The 21,488-nt window shown below is 45.7% G+C and carries 18 protein-coding genes and 4 tRNA genes; 7 read left to right on the top strand and 15 right to left on the bottom strand.

Annotated features, from left to right (window positions below; translation table 11 throughout):
* The first annotated feature begins 5 nt into the window (after positions 1–5).
* Positions 6–971: a lipoyl synthase gene (gene lipA, locus ACXABW_RS03715; protein ID WP_252029772.1), complete on the top strand. Its 966-nt coding sequence runs from the start codon at positions 6–8 to the stop codon at positions 969–971.
* 167 nt (positions 972–1,138) lie between these two features.
* Positions 1,139–1,465: a hypothetical protein gene (locus ACXABW_RS03710; protein WP_265686381.1), complete on the top strand. Its 327-nt coding sequence runs from the start codon at positions 1,139–1,141 to the stop codon at positions 1,463–1,465.
* Between the two features lie 504 nt (positions 1,466–1,969).
* On the opposite strand, the gene glyA is transcribed toward ACXABW_RS03710, so the two are convergent.
* A complete protein-coding gene (gene glyA, locus ACXABW_RS03705) occupies positions 1,970–3,220 on the bottom strand; it encodes a serine hydroxymethyltransferase (protein WP_252029770.1) in 1,251 nt (416 codons plus the stop codon).
* Positions 3,221–3,585: 365 nt separating this feature from the next.
* Here glyA and ACXABW_RS03700 point away from each other — a divergent pair, with 365 nt between their 5' ends.
* Positions 3,586–4,185, top strand: a complete 600-nt coding sequence (locus ACXABW_RS03700; protein WP_252029769.1) for a YitT family protein — start codon at positions 3,586–3,588, stop codon at positions 4,183–4,185.
* An 81-nt stretch (positions 4,186–4,266) separates the two neighbouring features.
* On the opposite strand, the gene ACXABW_RS03695 is transcribed toward ACXABW_RS03700, so the two are convergent.
* The 9 genes from ACXABW_RS03695 to ACXABW_RS03655 form a co-directional block, all read right to left on the bottom strand.
* The gene (locus tag ACXABW_RS03695; protein WP_457524057.1) at positions 4,267–5,187 is read right to left on the bottom strand and encodes a DUF58 domain-containing protein; all 921 of its coding nucleotides are present in this window, start codon (positions 5,185–5,187) and stop codon (positions 4,267–4,269) included.
* Between the two features lie 8 nt (positions 5,188–5,195).
* Positions 5,196–6,179, bottom strand: coding sequence for an AAA family ATPase (locus ACXABW_RS03690; RefSeq protein WP_457524946.1), 984 nt, complete (start codon positions 6,177–6,179; stop codon positions 5,196–5,198).
* A 34-nt stretch (positions 6,180–6,213) separates the two neighbouring features.
* Positions 6,214–6,900 (bottom strand): tetratricopeptide repeat protein, encoded by a 687-nt coding sequence (locus tag ACXABW_RS03685; protein ID WP_457524055.1) that lies wholly within the window; start codon positions 6,898–6,900, stop codon positions 6,214–6,216.
* Positions 6,891–7,826 (bottom strand): vWA domain-containing protein, encoded by a 936-nt coding sequence (locus ACXABW_RS03680; protein WP_457524054.1) that lies wholly within the window; start codon positions 7,824–7,826, stop codon positions 6,891–6,893. The genes ACXABW_RS03685 and ACXABW_RS03680 overlap by 10 nt, the downstream gene beginning before the upstream one ends.
* Positions 7,823–8,824, bottom strand: a complete 1,002-nt coding sequence (locus ACXABW_RS03675; protein ID WP_457524052.1) for a VWA domain-containing protein — start codon at positions 8,822–8,824, stop codon at positions 7,823–7,825. The genes ACXABW_RS03680 and ACXABW_RS03675 overlap by 4 nt, the downstream gene beginning before the upstream one ends.
* A gap of 17 nt (positions 8,825–8,841) precedes the next feature.
* Complete coding sequence (locus ACXABW_RS03670; RefSeq protein ID WP_457524051.1) at positions 8,842–9,330, bottom strand: DUF4381 domain-containing protein; 489 nt, start codon at positions 9,328–9,330, stop codon at positions 8,842–8,844.
* A gap of 74 nt (positions 9,331–9,404) precedes the next feature.
* Entirely contained in the window at positions 9,405–10,490 is a 1,086-nt protein-coding gene (locus tag ACXABW_RS03665; protein WP_457524049.1) for a DUF1254 domain-containing protein, read from the bottom strand.
* A gap of 400 nt (positions 10,491–10,890) precedes the next feature.
* Complete coding sequence (vexH, locus tag ACXABW_RS03660; protein WP_457524047.1) at positions 10,891–14,004, bottom strand: vibriobactin export RND transporter permease subunit VexH; 3,114 nt, start codon at positions 14,002–14,004, stop codon at positions 10,891–10,893.
* Entirely contained in the window at positions 14,004–15,062 is a 1,059-nt protein-coding gene (locus ACXABW_RS03655; RefSeq protein ID WP_252029760.1) for an efflux RND transporter periplasmic adaptor subunit, read from the bottom strand. Before ACXABW_RS03655 ends, vexH begins: the two co-directional genes overlap by 1 nt.
* Positions 15,063–15,344: 282 nt before the next feature.
* Between ACXABW_RS03655 and ACXABW_RS03650 the strand changes: the two genes are divergently transcribed.
* The 4 genes from ACXABW_RS03650 (at position 15,345) to ACXABW_RS03635 (ending at position 16,028) form a co-directional block, all read left to right on the top strand.
* Positions 15,345–15,429, top strand: a tRNA-Tyr gene (locus ACXABW_RS03650).
* Positions 15,430–15,547: 118 nt separating this feature from the next.
* Positions 15,548–15,632, top strand: a tRNA-Tyr gene (locus ACXABW_RS03645).
* A gap of 113 nt (positions 15,633–15,745) precedes the next feature.
* Positions 15,746–15,830: transfer RNA gene (locus ACXABW_RS03640), tRNA-Tyr, on the top strand.
* A 113-nt stretch (positions 15,831–15,943) separates the two neighbouring features.
* Positions 15,944–16,028 (top strand) — tRNA-Tyr (locus ACXABW_RS03635).
* 128 nt (positions 16,029–16,156) lie between these two features.
* Here ACXABW_RS03635 and treC read toward each other — a convergent pair.
* The 5 genes from treC to gmhB all read right to left on the bottom strand — a co-directional run bounded on the left by treC (position 16,157) and on the right by gmhB (position 21,482).
* Complete coding sequence (gene treC / locus ACXABW_RS03630) at positions 16,157–17,848, bottom strand: alpha,alpha-phosphotrehalase (RefSeq protein WP_457524045.1); 1,692 nt, start codon at positions 17,846–17,848, stop codon at positions 16,157–16,159.
* 75 nt (positions 17,849–17,923) lie between these two features.
* Positions 17,924–19,348 (bottom strand): PTS trehalose transporter subunit IIBC, encoded by a 1,425-nt coding sequence (gene treB / locus ACXABW_RS03625; protein ID WP_265686367.1) that lies wholly within the window; start codon positions 19,346–19,348, stop codon positions 17,924–17,926.
* Positions 19,349–19,518: 170 nt separating this feature from the next.
* The gene (treR, locus tag ACXABW_RS03620) at positions 19,519–20,466 is read right to left on the bottom strand and encodes a trehalose operon repressor TreR (protein ID WP_457524042.1); all 948 of its coding nucleotides are present in this window, start codon (positions 20,464–20,466) and stop codon (positions 19,519–19,521) included.
* 66 nt (positions 20,467–20,532) lie between these two features.
* On the bottom strand, positions 20,533–20,874 hold the full coding sequence (locus ACXABW_RS03615; protein ID WP_457524040.1) for an MliC family protein: 342 nt from the start codon (positions 20,872–20,874) through the stop codon (positions 20,533–20,535).
* A 56-nt stretch (positions 20,875–20,930) separates the two neighbouring features.
* Positions 20,931–21,482, bottom strand: a complete 552-nt coding sequence (gene gmhB, locus ACXABW_RS03610; protein ID WP_265686365.1) for a D-glycero-beta-D-manno-heptose 1,7-bisphosphate 7-phosphatase — start codon at positions 21,480–21,482, stop codon at positions 20,931–20,933.
* Positions 21,483–21,488: the final 6 nt, after the last annotated feature.

Genomic DNA, 21,488 nt, shown 5'->3' with positions numbered 1-21,488 from the left:
GAAGCATGAGTAAACCAATCCAGATGGAAAAAGGCGTTAAGTACCGTGACGCCGACAAGATGGCACTGATTCCAGTCAAGAACATGCCTGCGGAGCAAAAAGAAATTCTTCGTAAACCGGAATGGATGAAGATCAAGCTGCCATCAGACAGCCAACGTATTCAAGACATTAAGTCTGCAATGCGCAAAAACGATCTTCACTCAGTATGTGAAGAAGCCTCTTGTCCAAACTTGGCAGAGTGTTTTAACCACGGCACTGCTACTTTTATGATTCTTGGCGCTATCTGTACTCGCCGTTGTCCATTCTGTGATGTTGCCCATGGCCGTCCAATGGCACCAGAGCAAGGTGAACCACAGAAGCTAGCTCAAACGATCAAAGACATGAAGCTGAAGTACGTTGTAATTACTTCAGTAGACCGCGACGACCTACGTGATGGCGGTGCACAGCACTTTGCCGATTGTAACCGCGAGATCCGCGCTCTGAACCCAGAAATTCGTATCGAAACTTTGGTTCCTGATTTCCGTGGCCGTATGGACGTGGCACTTGATCTGCTAAAAGACAACCCGCCAGATGTGTTCAACCACAACTTGGAAACTGCGCCACGTTTGTACCGTAAGGCTCGACCTGGTGCGAACTACAAGTGGTCACTTCAGTTGCTACAAAAATTCAAAGAGCAGCACCCTGATGTCCCAACTAAGTCTGGTCTAATGATGGGTTTGGGTGAGACCAAAGAAGAAATCATCGAGGTGCTAAAAGACCTTCGTGCTCACGGTGTCAGCATGCTAACTTTGGGTCAGTACCTAGCTCCTAGCCGTCACCATTTACCAGTTGAACGCTACGTTCCACCAGCAGAGTTTGATGAACTAAAAGAAATCGCACTCGAGCTTGGTTTTACCCACGCTGCTTGTGGTCCATTTGTTCGTTCTTCTTACCACGCCGACTTACAGGCGAAAGGTGAAGAAGTTAAATAGACTTCCATTCCAATTAAAAAGCCGATATCTGAGATATCGGCTTTTTTGTTCCTACGAAGGCGAATCTTGCTATCCATCCGCTTGAATCTATGCATTTTGTTCTATAGGCTTACCTTAAAATAAAGCCAAATTCACCTATCTAGTTAATGGTAGCTAAGGAATTAACAATGAATAAACTCGGACTGATGGCACTTGTTGCAGCGACCTTTGCTGCCGGTTGTGCATCCAACACCCAGCAAGACAATTTTCGCGAAGCTTCTTTTGAACTGTGTAATACCGAGGTAGACATTTACTCAGTAAGCGACGACGGCCGCGTACGCATCGTATGTTCCGATGGTTCTAAGTTCGCCCTAACTAGCGAGAAAACACTCGAGACGATGCGCGACATCAATATCGACTACTGTGATGGTGAAGGATTGGGTAAATTCAACGAGAGCCGCAAATACTACTCGTTTAAGTGTAAATCAGGCACGTTACTGAGCATCGCTAAGTAACCAACATTTACCGTACTCATTACAAAGGGCAGGTGATAAACACCTGCCCTTTTTCGTATTCGAAGAAGCTCCAATCATCGCCCTATCCCCTCTCAAGCTCTAACAAAAAAGCCTCAAAGAAGGAGCTTTACATCATTTTTTAAGGTAGTTGTTTGAAGCTCTAGGAGAGCACGCGGAGCTTACGAATGTAAGTGAGCCTATTCGACAGTGCAGCTCCTCACAAAAGTAAAAAGGCCCCAACAGGGACCTTTAAAACTCTTTTTCAAAGTAGATGAGCAAAGTTCAAGGAGCTTACACGGAGTTTGCGCTAGCAACTGAGTATGTGCGACACAGAAATTTGCTCACTATCTGGATAATATCGACCAATAAAAAGGGCCCCTAAAAAGGAGCCTCAAGTATCATCATTTTTCAAAGTAGTTGTTTGAAATTCTAGGAGAGCACGCGGAGCTTACGAATGTAAGTGAGCATGCTCGACAACGAAGTTCAAATCACTACGAAGAAAAATTAAGCATAAACTGGTAGACGCTTACAGATCTCTAGTACTTTTGCTTTCGTCGCTTCGATAACAGACTCATCACCCATGTTATCTAGGATGTCACAGATCCAACCTGCTAGGTTCTTCGCATCTTCTTCAGAGAAACCACGGCGAGTGATTGAAGGAGAGCCGATACGGATACCTGATGTAACAAATGGGCTACGAGGATCGTTTGGTACTGAGTTCTTGTTTACTGTGATGTTTGCTGCACCTAGTGCTGCATCTGCATCTTTTCCTGTGATGTCTTTATCGATTAGGTCAACTAGGAACAGGTGGTTCTCTGTTGAGCCTGAAACGATGTTGTAACCACGTGCGATAAACTCCGCTACCATTGCTTTTGCGTTTGCAACAACGCGAGCTTGGTATTCTTTGAATTCTGGCTCTAGTGCTTCTTTGAACGCTACTGCTTTACCTGCGATAACGTGCATTAGAGGACCACCTTGACCACCTGGGAATACCGCTGAGTTCAGCTTCTTGTACAGCTCTTCACCTTCGTTAGAAAGGATAAGACCGCCACGTGGACCTGCTAACGTTTTGTGTGTTGTTGTTGTAACAACGTGCGCGTGTGGTACTGGGTTAGGGTAAACACCTGCAGCGATTAGGCCGGCAACGTGTGCCATATCAACGAATAGGTACGCACCAACTTTGTCTGCGATTTCACGCATGCGTTTCCAATCACAGATTTGAGAGTAAGCAGAGAAACCACCGATGATCATCTTAGGCTTGTTCTCGATAGCCAGTTTTTCCATCTCTTCGTAATCGATTTGGCCTGCTTCGTCGATACCGTAAGGAATGATGTTGTAAAGCTTACCTGAGAAGTTTACTGGAGAACCGTGAGTCAGGTGACCACCGTGTGCTAGGCTCATACCAAGTACCGTATCGCCTGCGTTCAGTAGCGCCATGTATACTGCGTTGTTTGCTTGAGAACCTGAGTGAGGTTGTACGTTCGCGTATTCCGCACCAAACAATTCACATGCACGGTCGATAGCCAGTGTTTCCACTTTGTCTACGTACTCACAGCCACCGTAGTAACGCTTGCCAGGGTAACCTTCAGCATATTTGTTTGTTAGCTGAGAACCTTGAGCTTCCATTACACGTGGGCTTGTGTAGTTTTCCGAAGCGATAAGTTCAATGTGTTCTTCCTGACGAAGAGTTTCTTCTTGGATTGCTGCGAATAGATCCGCATCGTAATCAGCGATATTCATATCACGCTTAAGCATCTGTATCTCCTGACTCAGATTGTACTGAAAGTTTCAAAAAAACCACTTAATGCCGCTATAATCTACGCAAAAGTCGTCACGCAAACGTTTGCATCAAGCTAATGGTGCGCATTCTACATAATTTGATCTAGGTCATAAAGAGAAAATTTGAATTTTTCTCATGCAGTTTTTTCATAATGACATAGAAGGTTTGTCATGATGAGTCACAAAGTTGAATTGACTCGCAAACCCCTGTCAAATTTACGCTTTACACCCTGTAAAACGATAATTACATAGGTTTACCTTAAATTTGCCTCTCTAGCTACCGAAAATATCAACTTTTCCTTACTATGCACGCCATTATAGAGCAGTTAATTTTAAAATTGATGGAAAAACACACACGTAAAGAAGACTGGATGGCAATCCTGACAGGGACTTTCCTTGTAGCTCAAGGCTTATTCTTCTTGCAGTCTGCGAGTCTGTTGACTGGTGGCACGGCTGGATTAGCACTGTTGCTGAGCCAATTGGTCTCAGTTTCTTTTGGTACGCTGTATTTTGTAGCCAACTGTCCATTCTATTTACTCGCATGGAAGCGATTTGGCCGTCGATTCGCCATTAACAGTGCGATTTCAGGTGCGATGGTGTCGGTATTTGCCGACCACTTGTACTTATTTATTTCACTCGACAAGATCAATGAAGTGTATTGTGCCATTGCTGGCGGACTGCTGATGGGACTAGGTATGCTGATCCTATTTAGACATCGCTCTAGCCTAGGGGGCTTCAATGTACTGTGTCTGTTTATTCAAGATAAGTTCGGTATATCAGTAGGAAAAAGCCAGCTCGCTATCGACATGGCAATTCTAATGACTTCATTCTTCTTTGTACCACCGATGACAATTTTGCTGTCGGTGCTCGGCGCAGTCGCGCTCAACGTGGTCCTGGCGATGAACCATAAACCAACGCGCTACTCGGTGCGCCACGGCTAGAGCCGATAGTCTCACCAGCTCCCCACCCGATACGCGATGCCAGTGGTTACATAAACTACTGGCATTTTTGTTGGTTGAACCTCAACCTCTCGCTAGGCTTTTTCTCAGCTGATAATCCACATCCACCAGCGTAGAGATCGGGAACAACGGCACTTCATATTTCGAACGTATTGCATCAACAGCCTCAATTTGCTGTTTGATCGCTTGTTCAAATTGCTGTTTATGTTCAGACAAGTCCACTTCAAATTGAGATTGTCCATCACTGACCACACTGTAAGTATGAGTTGGCAGATCCAACTCCAACTGGTCGGTGACATGAGCCACAACCAATTCGTTTTGCTGGCTCAGCGCCTTCACGTATTTGGTGGTCGTATCATCCCACCCACGCCCGTCACTAATTAATACAATTAGGGTGTTTTTGGTTTGTAAGTTCGCTATCGTCTTTAATGGCTGATTAAGAGAGTCACTTAAACTCACCGCACTTTTCCCCACTTTGAGCATGTGGTTGTGCTCGACTAGCTTACGTAAGAATCTGGAGAAATCGTTCTTAGATCGACTTGGTTTAAACAACATCTGCTGATTATCGGTAAACGACACCCCACCTAAGCGGTCTCCTGCCGTTAGCGAAATCCAACCTAGCAGTGCACTCAACTCCGCCGCTATTACTGACTTCATTTTATATTGGCTGCCAAATAACATCGATTGCCTTTGATCCACCAATACGTACACCGCTCGGTCTTTCTCTTCACTGAAAACTTTGACATGAGGTTTACCGGTCCGCATAGTGACTTTCCAATCCATGGTTCGAATGTCATCCCCAACTTGGTATTGTTTCAGCTCTTCAAAATTCAAGCCTCGGCCGCGCAGCCTTGATGGATGTGCCCCGTTCAGCAAGCTGTTTATGGTTTGATTGGTGGTAAGGTTGAGCTTTTGCGCTTTGAACTGCAATTTATACAGTTCAGCCAACTCGACACGAACACGAGAGTCATGAAGTTTCTTCATCACTCACCTCACGCCGCCGAAACGTACCTAAGGATTTCATCGATTACGTCATCGGTTGTTATCCCTTCAGCAAGCGCTTCATAGCTAAGGCTAATACGATGACGTAATACGTTGTGCACAATGCTTTTTACATCTTCAGGTTCGACAAAGTCTTTCCCTTGCATCCACGCATACGCTCTGGAACATTTATCGATCGCCAAACTCGCTCTTGGGCTTGCGCCAGTAGCGATCCACTGGGATAACAAGCTCCCTGTATAGCGCTCTGGCTTTCTGGTCGCCATAATGATGCTAACAATGTAATCAATCACATTGTCGCTACTAAATACCGCTTTCACTTCTTCGCGTGCCGAGAAAATCACTGCAGGGTCAATCGGTTGAATTTCATTTTGGTTCCCTGCAGGTTCACTTGCGTTCTCTTCTGCTTGAACAAGGCGAATGATCTGCGCTTCTGCTTCACCACTTGGGTACGCCATATTCACTTTCATTAAGAAGCGGTCCATTTGAGCCTCTGGTAGCGGATACGTCCCCTCTTGCTCAATTGGGTTTTGTGTCGCTAACACCATAAACAGATCTGGTAGCCGATAGGTTTGCCCTGCCACTGTCACTTGACGCTCTTCCATTGCTTCTAATAGAGCCGCCTGAACTTTGGCCGGAGCACGGTTAATTTCATCGGCCAGTAGAAAGTTATTAAAAATCGGGCCTTGCTGGAAGCTCAGCTGGTGCTTACCTTGAACTTCTTGGTATACCTCAGTGCCCGTTACGTCTGACGGCAATAAGTCGGGGGTAAACTGCACACGCCCGAGGTTGACGGCTAAAGCCTTAGAAAGGGTTTTAATCGAACGCGTTTTTGCTGTGCCAGGTAACCCTTCTAGCAACACATTGCCATTGGCCAACAATGAGATGATTAGCGCGTCCACCATTTCATCTTGCGCGATAACAGATTGCAAAACGCGCTGCTTTAACTCCAACACTTTATTCAAATTCGGTTTAATAGACATATCAATTCCACCAATTCATTTCATACGGTTACTTGTTTTGCGCTTGCTGCGCTTTGCGTTTCGCTTCTTCATACTGTTCGATGAAGAACTTTTTCTTTAGAAACACCTTGGGATCCGATTCAATACTCTCGAGCCATTCTTGGTCAGAGAGAGTTTCGGCTTGATACTGGTTACCAAGGTTTTCAATACTTTCTTGTTGGCTTTCCTTGTCGATGATGGCGTTATCCCCTGAGTCACCAAGGCTTGCCGATGTCTTAATCAAAGGTTCAACAATCTCAATATTCTTCTTCGCCCCTTGATGATTCGGTGTTGTATCCAGAATCTTTTGGTAAAGCACAAACGCTTGGTAGTAATTCTGCTGATGCGCATAAGCGTTCGCTTGATTAAACATGGCCACATTGGCTGACAAGTCGGTTACTTGCGCCCAAGTTTGAGCTGAAGTTTTGAAATCTTCTGCCATATACAGGCTCCTCGCACGCCACTTATTATCCTCAAAGACTTCAGAAGCCTGGGTGTATTCACCGAGCTGAAAGTACACTCGACCAAGCTGATCATTGGATAGCCACAGCAGCAAATACGAACGAGTCGATAACCCAGCCGCAAGTATGTTTACAAGGATCACTAGCCAGATGACATGACGCTTCCATTTACGCGTCAAAGTTGGCACTTTCCATGGCACGGTATACTCGGATATTTGGTTGAGAGTTAACGCCATCGAATCACCCACCCTTTTCTAAACCACATCATTTGAACCAAAGCCAACAAGTAGATCAGCCAGTAACCGGCATCTTCCCATGGCATTGCATCATCATCGCTGAGCACCATTTGGGTTTCAGTAAGCTGCGTGACCTTTCCAACGCCCGGCTCTTCGTCGCTACGGACAACGAGCTCACCAGATGTCACCGTTGCGAGTTGTTCCAATTGCTTAAGCCCTTGCTTATGCGCAGCCAACTGCTGACCAACCACTGACCATGTCACCAGCTTTATGTTTTTGTGTTTTTCGAAATACTGTTCGAACTCTTGCTGTGCGCCATCGCTGACGCCATCAGTAATCATGACAACCGTTATCGGGGCTTGGCTCTTGCTACGAATGTCTTCGACCTTTGCAATCAGCGAGTCCGTCTGTTTAATCGGATTAGCAATAGACTGGCTGTCCAAAGCGTGCAAGAACTTCAACGTCATGGCCTGATCTCTGGAAGGTGGCATCACTACATGAGCGGTACCGGAAAAGGCAATCAACGCGGTTTTGTTATCTCCGCGACCTTTTATTAGTGACTCAGCCATCTTCTTGGCCACATAGATTCTAGACGGCTTCACATCTGCCAAGCTCATGCTCTGTGAGAGATCCACTGCCACCACAACAATCGCATCATCTTTTAGAAATGGAGACGCTTGTCTTTGCCATGTAGGACCTGCAACGACAACGCTGGCAATCAGGAAAAGCAGCACCAACATCTTTTCTGGCGAAAGTACAGAAGCGCCTTTTTTCTCAATCAGTAAATGCTGGTACAAATGAGGCGCTATACTTTTCTTCCAGCTGTCTTTAGCCCGTTGTTGCTGTTTCAATCGCCAAAACAAATACGCTGTTGGAAGCAACAGTAGAAGCCCAAGCGGCCGAATAAAGTGAAACTGTTCAATCATTGATGAGCCTCCAGCTGTTGAGGGACTGAGCGCCTACTCCTTAACAGCAAAGGCAGTAACAGCAGCACCATCACAAAGGCATATAAGGCTACAGGAACAAAATGTAAGCTCACTCGAGGCCGATAAGTTTTAGTTTCAAAGATCTGTGGTTCTAATTGATCGATTTCCTGATATACGCGTTCAAGTTCGACTCTGTCTTGGGCTAAATAGCTCTTGCCACCAGTGATCTCTGCGATTTTTTGCAGCGACTCGACGTCAACTCGGTATTCCCCCTCCGCCTGCGGATTCCCCATCGCCACGGTATAGATCTTTACTCCATGTTTTTTGGCAATTTGAGCCGCCTTTAGTAGCGGCATTTTCGACACCGTGTCGTTACCATCACTTAACAGGACTAATAGTGGGTTACTGGCTTTTTGTTGGCTAAAGACTTGGATAGACAATCCAATGGCGTCGCCAATGGCGGTTTGCCATCCAGCAATGCCTAAACTTGTTTGCTCAAGTAAGTCGGTCCAAGTTTGCGTTTCTTCCGTCAATGGCACTTGCAAGTAGGGCGCGTCGCCAAACAGGATTAGACCAAGTCGGTCTTTATCACGACTTTCAGCAAAGGTTTTAAGCACTTGCTGCGCAGCTTGTAGGCGGGTGATTTTTTTATCGTCTTGAGAGTAAAAGTCTTTTTTAATCATCGACCCAGATAAGTCGAGTGCAACCATAATATCGCGCGCTGATTTCTCGCGAGCAATTGGCTCACCTACCCACACTGGCTTGGCCAACGCAACAACGATACATAGCCAACCGAACACGACGATCAACTTTTGTCGCTTGGTTCGCTTTAGCATGATTACGCCTTGCTGAGGAGAAATTCCAGACACTTGAGACAACAACTCAAACTGAGGAACTTGGATAGCAGATTGAGGCTTTTTCTTTGCTGGCACCAAGACATACACCAACACCGGTAAGAAAATCAGCGAAAGAAGCCAGGGATTTTGTAGCTCTAACATTGTCGACCTTAGTGAAATTAGTGGCGAGCTATCCACAACTGAATAGACGCGTAAAGTGTATTAACCTTGTCGTCATCCATAACGCTAGAGTGGTACGCGGCTTGACTAAGCAGCGACTTCGATTGAGCGGTAAACCCGCTGTCTGGGCAACGGTTGTCTAACCACCGCTCCCAGTGTTGACCTGTCAGCGGTGCGATGGCTGTGCGAGGAAACGCATGTAACGCCGTTTCTCTAAGCACAGCTGGCATCTCAGCGATCTGCCCATTATCTCGTAGCAGCCCTAGTTTCTTACTAGCTTGGCGACGGTAACGGTTAGAATGGTAAACAGCCGCTGCGTTTAGCACTTGAACCAGTAACCAAGCCCCTCCCAGAGTAACCAGCACTTGCCAACCAATACTGCTTGGTAGCCAACTCACTTCCGGTATGGAAGCAACTTCCACCAGACCTTCTAAGCTTTCATTACCCCACTTTGAAGGCAACGCATTCATCCAATCGCCTGAACTCATAGCTCCCCCCCTTTAGAAACAATAAGGTAATGAAAACCAGTTCACTGGCGAAACCAGTGAACTGAGAAAGGAAATTACTTGCTGTGTGGCATTTCTACTTTCTTACCGTAAGCCACGATTTCATTGAGATCTTGTGGCATGTACATACGTAGGATACCGCTCCAGTTTGCTGGGACGTCTAGGTTGTTCTTTTCACCTTCACAGTTGAAGTTCACTGTGATTGAACCATCTTTGTTTGGTGTAATTTCACGGCTAGACGTTGCGTAGTTATAAGCGTGAATGTAGCCGTCTGAACCGTAGGTCGTTACAGAGAAGAAGCCCTTCTCTTTAAGTGGTGGCTTTTCAAATGTCATAGTTTGGCAAGCACCGGTACGATCTTCAGCGATTAGAACTTTGTAGAATGCGTGCTGTGATGGCAGTCCACCAAAACCCATTGCCGTAGCTACTTTCGCATCAAACTCGCGCACTTGTTCAGAGCCAGGCGCACCGAAAGAGCGAGTTAGATCAATCTTAAGGATGTTACGCTCTTGCTCTAGGCGAGTCTGCTCACGAGATACTTGCTCAAAGCCTTTTGCTACGTACGGATTCGCAGAGTTAGCATCAATTTTAACTAAACGTTGCTTACCGCGACCGGCTTCTAGATCTTTCTCATCCATAGAAGCAACTTGAGTACGGATAATTGCCCATACGTGCTCACCCGAAGACAGCATGTCAGGAGTTACAGTGATCTTGTTTTTGCCTTCTTCAGCGTAGATAACACCAATGGTTCTATGCTGTTCATCGATAACTTGCAGGCTTTGGTAAGTATCTAGAGCCGGCAATTCAAACGTTAGGCCACCCTGTGTATCGAAGATACCTTTTGAATAAAGCGTATCGCGGTTCTGACGAACCACCGTTTGGTTGTCTGGTGTAATGAGAGTATCAGCATGATTGAAGGTGTTCATTTTGCTTTCAGCTTGCTGTTCAAAGAAGTACTTGTCTGACTCAGCCATGATGAAGTTGTCGGCTGTTACCGCAATTGGGCCTGCATTTTGAAGTTGTAGTTCGGTTGGCTCGCCTTTCTTAGGAAGGTGATCGCCAAGTGTGGCAAACTTTTCTTGCGCTAATGCAGAACCGCTTACTACCGCTACCAGTGAAACCGCCAAAATTGATTTTTTCATGTTAATACCTATTACGTTGGCAACATTAGGTTGCTTTATCTTTCAGAACAGGAATTATCTTAAACTCATCTCTGGCTACTTTTTGAGCCTTGGCAGGCTCACATTAATAACTAAAACAAATAATTAACATTATCAATATTCACACAGTTTAATACCACGCAGTTGCTAATTACCTAACAAAACCAAATATAATCAACAACATAAGAATCTAAATCACCTTACCCAGAGCCAATTAATAGGAAACTAGATGGCTAGATCCATAAATATTAAATACGCCAAAACCTGCTAAACAAATACCAAATAACAGGTTGCCAACATAAATATAGAGTGAGCAGATAAGCGCTCAGAGAGAGGCAGAAAGAAAAAGGGTGACTCGAGGAGTCACCCTTTTGGGTTGTGATTAACCGTGTGAAGTTCGCGCCTTAACATCATGGCTAAGTTCGCGATTTAGCTCAGCTTCAACATGACCAGGAGACTGAGTCGATGCAGAGATGAGACGATACATCGCAGGTATGACGAACAAAGTTACCAAAGTCGCAAAGCCCATACCGAAGAAGATAACCGTACCCACCGCAACGCGGCTTTCATAACCCGCACCAGTAGATAGAATCAATGGAATAGCGCCTGCAAGCGTCGTAAATGCTGTCATCATAATTGGGCGTAATCGGCGCGCTGCAGCATCAACGATCGCTTTTTCAAACTCGATCCCACGGTCACGCAGTTGGTTAGCAAACTCGACTATAAGAATACCGTTCTTCGTCACCATGCCTATCAACATGATCATCCCGATTTGGCTATAAATATTGAGCCCTTCGCCCATGACGAACAAGCCAAGAAAACCACCAAACACGCCCATCGGTACCGTAAACATCACAACCAGTGGGTTAATGAAGCTTTCAAATTGAGCAGCTAGTACCAAGTAGGCAACCAGAAGTGCCAACGCAAACACCACCATAATGCTCGACTGATTCTCTTTGTAATCTTTCGATTCACCCGAGTAACTCACCGAAATATCACTTGGCAACAGCTCAATCGCTTTACCATCCAAGAAGTCCAACGCCTGACCTAAGGTATAACCATCCGACAAGTTGGCTGTAATGGTAATCGACTTCTGCTTGTTGTAGTGCGACAACTTAATCGATGATGCCACTTCTTCGATATGAGTGACGGCATCGAGCGTGACTAACTCACCAGACGCAGTACGCATATAGATTTGGCTCAAATCAGCTGCATTATTAAAGTTGTTTTCATCACCACGAAGGTAGACATCGTATTCTTCACCACGGTCAACAAAGGTTGTCTCACTGCGGCCGCCAAGCATGATTTCTAACGTATCGGAAATATCGGCGATGCTAATACCGAGCTCTGCTGCTCGCTGCCTATCAACCGTGACCACTAGTTCAGGAGTTTTCTCTGAGTAGTCGATATCCGCCCCTTCCATAAACGGTGACGCTTCGGCTTCATGCTTGAGCATGTCGGCCCATTTTTGCAGTTCAGGATAATCTGAGCCACCTAATACAAACTGGACAGGTTCACTTGAACCACCACGGAAACCCGGCATGAATGGGAATACACGAACATCTGGAATACCTGCTAGCGCTTTACGCGCTTCGCCCAACGCTTCTTGCGCAGTCACGTCACGGTCGTTCCAGTCTTCTAAAATCATGATCACAAAACCAGTTTGGTCACCCGCATTACCACCAAAGGCTGGAGATTGGATACTGAACGACTTCAAGAAACCTTGCCCAAGCAGTGGCATCAGCCTGTCTTCAACGATATCCATGTTCGCCGACATACGGTTATAACTGGTTGCATCCGCGCCACGAACAAAGGCAAAGATTACCCCTCGGTCTTCCGATGGTGTCAACTGAGAAGGCACTTGTTGCATTAGGCCGTAACTGCCGCCGATACACGTCATAATGATGATTGGCGCTGCCCATTTCCAACGAAGCGCACCTTTCAATACTTTGCGATAACCCGATTCCAGCTTGCCAAACACGTTATCCACCAGCAGGTTGAAGCGGTTTGGCTTAACATTAGCTTGTAGGATCTTACTACCCAATACCGGAGTCAGGGTTAAAGCAATAAGCGACGAGAAAATCACTGACATTGCGAGTAATACCGAGAATTCAGTAAACAGCAGACCTACCATGCCATCCATAAACGAAATAGGCAGGAAAACCATCACAAGAACCAGTGTGGTTGCGATAACCGCAAAGCCAACCTCACGCGTACCTTTATAGGCCGCCAGTAGTGGCTTTTCACCTCGCTCTATGTGGTGGAAGATGTTCTCGACCACCACGATAGCGTCATCAACCACCAAGCCAATCGATAGGATCAATGCCATTAGAGTGATCAAGTTGATCGAGAAACCAAAGTAGTAGGCAGCGATGAAAGACGAAATCAAAGATACCGGCACGGTAACCGCAGGGATCAGAGTGGCACGAGCCTGACCAATAAAGATGTACAACACTAAGATGACAAGGCCACCGGTAATAAATAGCGTGCTATACACTTCAGAAATGGAGCGATCGATGAATACGGTCGAGTCATAGTCGATCGCTAAACGTGTCCCTTCTGGCAAAAATTTCTGGATTTTCTCTACTTCAACATGGACTAGGTCAGCCACTTCTAGTGGGTTAGCGTCTGATTGCGGCACAATCCCCATACTGACATTAACAACACCATCGCTCTTGAAGGTCGAGTTTTCGTTTTCCGCGCCAATAAACACATCCGCGACATCTTTTAAATAGATAGGTGTATTATCGCTGGCACGCTTAACCACTAAGTAATCGAAGTCTTCCGGCTGATTGTAAGTACGCGCTGTTCGAACCGACATTACAATCGAGTCATTACGTACTTCACCGCCAGGACTTTCCAAGTTTTCACGGTTTAGCGCACTAGTAATATCTGTGGTCGTGACACCGCGGCCAGCCATAAGCTCAGGTTTGAGTTTGACGTACATAACCTTGTACAAACCACCCGAGACATCAACCGAACTCACACCAGTAATTAAGCTGAAACGGTCTAACAGCACACGATCGATATAATCGGTCAACTGAGTACGGTCCATCTCAGACGAACTCAAGTTGATGTACAGCGAAGCTTCACCAGAACCATTGTTCTTAAATACGATTGGATCGTCGGCCTCATCCGGTAAAGAGCGCTGCGCACGTGCAACTGCGTCACGCACATCACTGACACCGGTGTTCAAGTCATAGCCCAACTCAAACGTAATTTGGATGCGTGACATACTATTACGCGTGGTGGATGAGATCTCATCAATACCACTGATACCAGATAGCTGGTCTTCGAGCGCCGAGGTTATTTGGCTCTCAATAATGGTGGCCGATGCTCCTTCATAGCGGGTACTGATCGATACCACTGGGTTTTCAATATCCGGCATCTCGCGTACTGCGAGTTTGTTGAACGATACAATACCGAACACACACAACAGTAAGCTCAATACAACGGCAGCGACCGGTCTTTTTACCGATACATCAGAGAGTAACATTAGTGAATTTCCTTCTCTGGTAGAGTGCCGTCTTTATTCAGCTCTGCAACGGTTACGCCATCGCGCATGTTTACGATGCCTTGAACAACAATCTTCTCACCAATCTCTAGCCCACTTTCGATCACTACTTCATTACCAATACGCGCGCCAAGGAAGACTTCGGTGCGAGCCGCTTTATTCGTTTCGTCAACGACGTATACGTAACGCTTGGTACCTGAATATTCGAGAGCCTGTACTGGAATGATCGGTGCTTCAATCGGAGGGAATGCCATATTCGAAGACACTAGCATGCCCGGTTTGAGCTTAGATTCGCCGTTATCAAAATGAATACGAACACGTAGATTCAACGTTTCTTGATTGATACGGGAATCAATACCCACAACTTCACCGGTAAAAAGCATGTCGCCCCACGCGCTCGTAGTTGCCGTTACAGCCATCCCTTGGCTTATCTTAGATAGGTAACGTTCTGGAACTTGTAGATCGAGCTGCATAACTGACAAGTTGTCGAGCGTGAGTAAGTCATCCCCTACGCTGACAAACTTACCGCGGCTGAAATCGATGAAGCCCACAGTGCCAGAGAATGGTGCGGTAATGTGTAAATCTTTTAGGTTCGCTTCAGCTGCGGTTAGCCTTGCGTCTGCAATTTCGACACTGGCTTTTTGCGCATCAATTTCCGTTTGGGTAATCGCACCACGTTTTAACAGGCGCTCAAACTCTTTAAGAATACGCTGCTGATCGTTGAGGTAAGCTTTTGCTTCAGCTAACGCGGCTTGCGCTTTATCGTCATCTAACTGAACTAACAACTGCCCTTTTTGCACCACTTGATTAGCACGAATTGCGATTTTATCGACTTTACCTGTCACTTCCGATGAAATGACAACCGATTCGTCGGCTTCCAGCTTACCCACGAGAGAAAGAGATTGAGAAACTTGGTGGGTCTGTACTTGCTCAGTGATCACAGTGACCGCTTGAGGGCCTTGCGGTCTCTTGGCATGAACTGACGGCGTTGCGATCAGAATAGACAGAGCCAAAAGAGAGGTGAGTTTGTTGTTTTTCATAATATTTATCTACAAAAGAAACTAATCATATTTTAACCGTATATGCGTCATTTGAACGTCAAGTAATGTAAATAATGAGAAATAAACTGTAAGCTTAGTGGCGACTGCGCGGTGAAAAGTGGGTAATAACTATCACCTTTGTCCAAAAAGGCAGCATTCGATTCAAAATCATAAGAAAAGCCTTTACAGCTTGTTCGAGTTTGCTATGATGCGCTCCGCACTTGATTGATGTGTTGGGAAAACATTAATTAAGCCTATTCATTAGAGAATAGGAAATACCCTGGAGGGGTTCCCGAGTGGCCAAAGGGATCAGACTGTAAATCTGCTGGCACTGCCTTCGATGGTTCGAATCCGTCCCCCTCCACCATATTCTTTCTTGTGATGATCTTATTGCTGAATAAGCAGTGAGTAAATTGTGAGAAACCCTTGATTAACGTGTTGGGAAAACATTAGTCAAGCTTACTTTTAGAGTAAGAAAACACCCTGGAGGGGTTCCCGAGTGGCCAAAGGGATCAGACTGTAAATCTGCTGGCACTGCCTTCGATGGTTCGAATCCGTCCCCCTCCACCATATTCTCTTACAACCATCATGGCTTAATAAGCTCTGGGTAAGTTGTGAAGAAACCTTGATTAACGTGTTGGGAAAACCTAATCAAGCTTACTTTTAGAGTAAGAAAACACCCTGGAGGGGTTCCCGAGTGGCCAAAGGGATCAGACTGTAAATCTGCTGGCACTGCCTTCGATGGTTCGAATCCGTCCCCCTCCACCATATTCTCTTACAACCATCATGGCTTAATAAGCTCTGAGTAAGTTGTGAAGAAACCTTGATTAACGTGTTGGGAAAACCTAATCAAGCTTACTTTTAGAGTAAGAAAACACCCTGGAGGGGTTCCCGAGTGGCCAAAGGGATCAGACTGTAAATCTGCTGGCACTGCCTTCGATGGTTCGAATCCGTCCCCCTCCACCATATACAAGAAAGCCAACTCATTGAGTTGGCTTTTTTCGTTTCTGAGGCTGTATACCTCTACCCAAAAGGCACGGATACAAAAAAGCCCCAACCAAACGCTGGGGCACTAACTAACGCTATAGGGGGTGTTAGTTATTGAAAGGTGCAAGTTTATCTAAAAGAATGATCCGAGTTTCGTAAGGCCTCAATATTTGATGCTGTGAGACTTTCGTATTCGCCAGCTCATAGTTACCTAATACATAGTGCGCTTTTTCACAGTCAAACCCTTGTGGCAGAACACATTCTGTTTCTTCACCATAGTAGTTGTTTAAACAAATCAGGGTCTGGTGTTTAGACGTACGCTGATAACCAAATACGGCATGGTGCTCTGGATATAGATCTTGGTAACTGCCTGTTGTTATTACTTCTATCTGTTTACGTAACTTAATCAGTTGCTGGTAGAAGTAAAATACAGAATCATTATCCGCCACCGCTTGCTGCGCATTCACCTCTGGATAGTTACTCGCCACTTCAAGCCATGGCTGAGCTTTGGAAAAGCCTGCATATTGCTCACTGTTCCACTGCATTGGTGTACGTGAATTGTCACGGGACTTTTGTGCCAGAATCGCCATCATCTCATCGTGTCCAACACCGTGATGGTTGACCATGATGTCGTACATGTTGGTGCTTTCTACATCTCGGTATTGCTCTATCGAAGTGTAGCCTGGGTTAGTCATACCGATTTCTTCACCTTGAAAAATGTACGGTGTACCTTGCATCATATGCACCGATGCAGCCAACATCTTTGCCGATTTCACTCGATATTGAACATCATTACCCAAACGGCTAACAACACGTGGCTGATCGTGGTTACACCAAAATAGTGCTCCCCAACCTTTACCGTTGAGGCCAGTCTGCCAGTGGTTAAAGATCTGTTTTAGCATAGAAAAGTCAAAAGGAGCTTTGGTCCACTTCTCCCCATTCGGGTAATCAACCTTAAGGTGATGAAAATTGAACACCATAGATAACTCTTTGTTATCTAGAGAAGAGTATTGCTGGCAATGTTCTAGCGTGGTTGAAGACATTTCACCAACGGTCACACTGCCATACTTTTGAAATACTGCTTCACTTATCTCTTGCAAGTACTCATGTACGCGCGGGCCATCAGTGTAAAATCGACGGCCATCGCCTACATCATCATTCGGGAAGTCCTGCTGCTTGGAAATTAGGTTGATCACATCTAAACGGAATCCATCAACGCCTTTCTCTGCCCAAAAGCTAATCACCTCTTTAACTTCTGCACGAACATTTGGGTTTTCCCAGTTCAGGTCCGCTTGCTCTTTGGCAAACAGGTGTAAGAAGTATTGCTCGGTTTTTTCATCCCACTCCCAAGCACTGCCACCAAATTTAGATTGCCAGTTATTCGGGATACCACCATCAACCGGATCTTTCCAAATATAGTAATCACGATAAGGGCTGCTCTTATCGCCAAGAGCTGATTGAAACCATTGGTGCTCTGTCGAGGTGTGATTGACCACAATATCCATAATGATACGGATGCCACGCTGGTGTGCTTGTACCAACAACTGGTCGAAATCCGCCATGGTGCCAAAATCAGGGTTGATCGCGTAGTAATCAGAAATATCATAACCGTTGTCGATCATTGGAGACTGATATACAGGTGTTAACCAAATAGCGTCTACACCAAGCAGTTTAAGATAATCCAGTTTACTGATGATACCCTGAATATCTCCGGTACCTTTATTTGTGCTATCGCAAAAGCTTTTTGGGTAAATCTGATAAATCGTGGCGGTTTTCCACCAATTCGGATCGGTTGTCATTAATGTACTCACTTACCAAAAACAAAAAATAGAGAAAAGCGGAAACGGCGATATGCCGCTTCCAAAAATAATGACTTACGCGCTAGCTGGCTCTAATTCGCCTTTCATTTGCGCTCGTTTGTAGAAGAACAGTGTCAACGCTGCTGGTACGGCAATCGCAACCAACATAGCGATAGCAAAAACACCCCAGAATTGCGGTTGGATTGATAAAATACCTGGAAGGCCGCCTACACCAATACCGTTCGCCATCACACCTGCGCTACCACAAATTGCAGCTGCAATCGCACTACCAATCATGGCGCTCAACATTGGGAATTTGTATTTCAAGTTGATGCCGTACATTGCTGGCTCTGTAACACCAAGATAAGCAGAAATTGCAGCCGGGACAGAAATATCTCGCTCACCGTGCTTCTTACTGATGATGATAATGCCCACTACAGCTGATGCTTGTGCAATGTTAGACAACGCAATCAATGGCCAGATTGGCGTACCGCCTAAATCTTGCATCAATTGCAAGTCAACGGCATTGGTGGTGTGGTGAATACCCGTTATCACTAATGGAGCATATAAGAAACCAAACACCATTGAACCAATCACAGCAAAGTCACCGGTCATCGCCGCTTTCGCCGCGATCCCTACGCCATCACCTAATACACGACCAAATGGACCAATCAGAGAGTGCGCCAGTACAACCGACACGATTATTGAAACAAATGGCACCACGACTAAATACAAGTATGAAGGAACGATGCGCTTAAGATTAGTTTCGATAAACGCCAACGCCATACCGGCTAACATGGCAGGAATAACCTGAGCTTGGTATCCAACTTTCTCAATAACAAACAGGCCGAAGTCCCATACTTCAGGCACTTGCTTACCAATCAGATACGCGTTCATCAGTTGCGGGGAAACTAACGTCACACCGAGCGTAATACCCAAAATTGGTGTGCCGCCCAGCTTTTTCACCGTAGACCAACACACACCAACCGGCAGGAAGAAGAAGATAGCTTCGCCAATCAACCATAGGAAACTATGAACGGTAGCCCAAAACTGGCTGATTTCAGTCAGTGTTTGACCATCAAACATCTTGATGTCGCCGATGACATTACGGAAACCAAGAATCAAACCACCAGTGATGATCGCAGGTAACAGCGGAACAAAGATTTCAGCAAGATGGGAAATACCGCGTTCGAGCACATTCATGTTCTGACGAGCGGCTTGTTTTGACTCGTCTTTGGAAGATTCTGACTTCCCCGAAAGTTCGATCAGGATGGCATACACCTCATCGACTTCTGTGCCAATCACAACTTGAAATTGGCCTGCGTTGGTGAAACACCCTTTCACCATAGGCAGTGCTTCTAACGCTTTTTCATCCGCTTTGTCAGTATCGTTTAATACAAAACGTAAGCGCGTTAGGCAGTGGCTTACACTAGCGATGTTATCGCTGCCCCCGACCAGTTCTATAAGACGCGTAACGTCTTGTCTCGCTATCTTACTCATATCCTTGTCCACCCTATTTGGAGTCTCATTCTGAATTGTTCTTATATTTATGGGAACATTCCCAAAAACTGCAATTATATTGACAGACTCAATTCGCAATAAAAATGGGAACAGTCCCATTAATTGAATGAGATCACAGTATAATTTTAATTCATTTATAAATTAGTGAGTTAGTTATTGACCGGCTCTTGGGTGATGTGAATGAGAGATTCACTGCCATTTATATGTGAGATCAAAAGGTTAGCCGCTTTTTCTCCAGCAAGCGCATAACCTGGGTCGATGCTATAGATGTTAGGAAATAGAAAAGACAACAGCTCATTGCCACCCACACCGGTTACAGCGATATCTTCACGGCCAAGCTCTTGAAGCCGTTTTATCACACCTAAAGCCAAAGTGTCGCTGGCACAGACTATCGCTTGAGTTTGACTCGCGAGCACCTTATCGACTAGCTGATAGGCACTTTCATGATGAAGCTGGCCCGTTTGGTAATTCGGTTCAATATTGTTTGCTGTACACCACTGTAGATAAGCGTCTAAACGTAGCTGCCCGGTAGTGCGGTCGCTCGGGTCAACACCAATATAAGCAACGTCATTAAGTGACTGAGAAGATAAATGGCGCAACGCCTGATGTATCACACCACGGTTATCATAATTGATCGACGAGACTTCTTCAGTGTCCATAGCGATAACGACGGCTTTGTTTTGCCACGCTTGGAGCTGACTGATATCAAAATCGGTAAAACCAAACACAATCACGCCATCAACATTACGTTTTCTAAGCACGTTGAGGTGTTCGTTAGTTTTGTCACGATCAAACTGACTTTCCATGATTACAGCATCGTAGCCAAGGCGGTATAAAGCCTGAAGCATACTGCCAACTGCTTTATTTTCCGACGGTGAGTCCAAACGCGAAATGATTACACCAACCACCTTTTGGCTCCCGCCTCGCATTGATTGCGCAGATTTCGACGGAATATACCCCGACTCTTGGATCACTTGCTCCACTTTGGCACGAGTGGCTGGTTTAACCTTAGGGTCGTTAGTCAGCACTCGAGAGACGGTTGATTTACCGACGCCTGAAAGTTTCGCTATGTCGTGAATCGTGAGTTTTTTGCTCATATAGATGAAAGTGTCGTTGGTTGTATGGATAGTTGGTGGGCAGACCGCCCACCATGTGGCATTACGTTATTGGGTTTTACAGTTTTTGTAAATCACTCGTCCCAGTTCGAGTCGGGCTTCTTTGCCTTTTGTGCGTAAGGTAACAGGGTTCATCAACTCAGCGGTTCCGTCATTCAAAATATATTTGGTCCCGGAACCTGCTCGAACTTGCACTAAGCGGTATTCGTTGTCTGGTAAGCGCAGCACCGCCTCTTCACTTTCGGTTAAGTAAGCCACGTCAAACGACTTATCGGCACCACACTGGTAATGCATAAACTGACTATCGTTGAGGGTGTCGCCATTTACCGCAGACTGAGTACAACCGGCAAGTAAGCCGACTGCGAATAGAATAAGAGGATATTTGCTCATCACTACCTCCAGAGCTTGCACACACTACATAATGAAAAAGGCCGCTAAGGCGACCTTTATTTTGATAGGTAAGCAGGCACGTCTCTTATGCTGTCTAGCACCGCACTTGCGAGGCTTTCGCCTTTCTCGGTAACAGGCTTGCCAGTGCGCACTAGTAGCTTTGTGCCAACACCAGCAGCTTCTGCCGCCATCATATCTTCTGCTTTATCGCCTACCATTACAGAGTTAGCCATATCAATCTTAAGGAAGTCGCGCGCGGAGATAAACATACCAGGCTTAGGCTTACGGCAGTTGCAGTCTTCTTTGTATTTCCCTACGCCGTGTTCAGCATGGTGTGGGCAGTAATAAAAGCCGTCAAACTCTACGCCGTGGTCAACAAAGTTCCAGTCCATCCACTGAGTCAGAGAAAGGAAACGATCTTCGCTAAACATGCCACGCGCAATACCAGATTGGTTGGTCACCAATACAAGCATATACCCCATTTGCTGAAGCTGCTTAGTTGCTTCAAATACCCCTTCAACAAATTCAAAGTCATGCTCATCATGCACGTAACCGTGGTCCACGTTGATTACGCCATCACGATCTAAAAACACTGCTGGTTTAGCCAAAATTCA

Source organism: Vibrio paucivorans, assembly GCF_054053395.1.
This window is presented reverse-complemented; position numbering and strand designations above follow the sequence as displayed.